The sequence below is a fragment of the Dellaglioa sp. CoH-57-MRSF-19 genome (genome assembly GCF_056781975.1).
The window spans coordinates 1-508 of the sequence record NZ_JBXAXW010000026.1; the positions used below are offsets into that span (position 1 = coordinate 1).

The following is a 508-nucleotide window of genomic DNA, read 5'->3' on the forward strand; positions in this document are numbered from 1 at the left end:
AAACACGCATAAGGATTTGGGTAAGTCATGCACGTTATTCAGGCAATCGAGTTGGAAAAAGTTGGGCCGTACCAGAAGCCGGTGCGGTTTGAGCCGCCGTGCGGGGTTAGCACCATTTATGGGCTGAACCGCGCTGCGGGCAAGGCATCGCAAAACTCGAATGGGGTAGGCAAATCATTGCTCTTCTCAGTGTTGCCTGAAGTGATGTATGACGAACCGCAAATCGGTGAGCGTTCGGACAAGATCAAGCAAGGCCGCCGCGACATCGAGTTCATGAGCCACGCAGGAAAGAAGGTGTTGGTGCGGCGTATAATGCGCGGCAAAACCGACAAGCTGGAAATCCACGTCAACGGGAAGGATAAAGAAATCCGAACCGTTGCTGAGGCCAAGAAAACCCTGTCTCGCCTGTTTCCGATCACCGCGTCTGCTTACCGCACCTATATCTCGATCGACAGCACGGTACCGCATCCTCTGGTTCGCGGCACCGGAACCGAATGCAAAGCATTCC

1 protein-coding gene is annotated in these 508 nt (G+C 54.1%); it reads left to right on the forward strand.

Going from position 1 to position 508, the window contains the following annotated elements:
- Positions 1-51: 51 nt before the first annotated feature.
- Positions 52-508 (forward strand): hypothetical protein (locus AC1RO3_RS07930; RefSeq protein ID WP_481763919.1); only part of this gene is annotated, 457 nt, incomplete at its 3' end.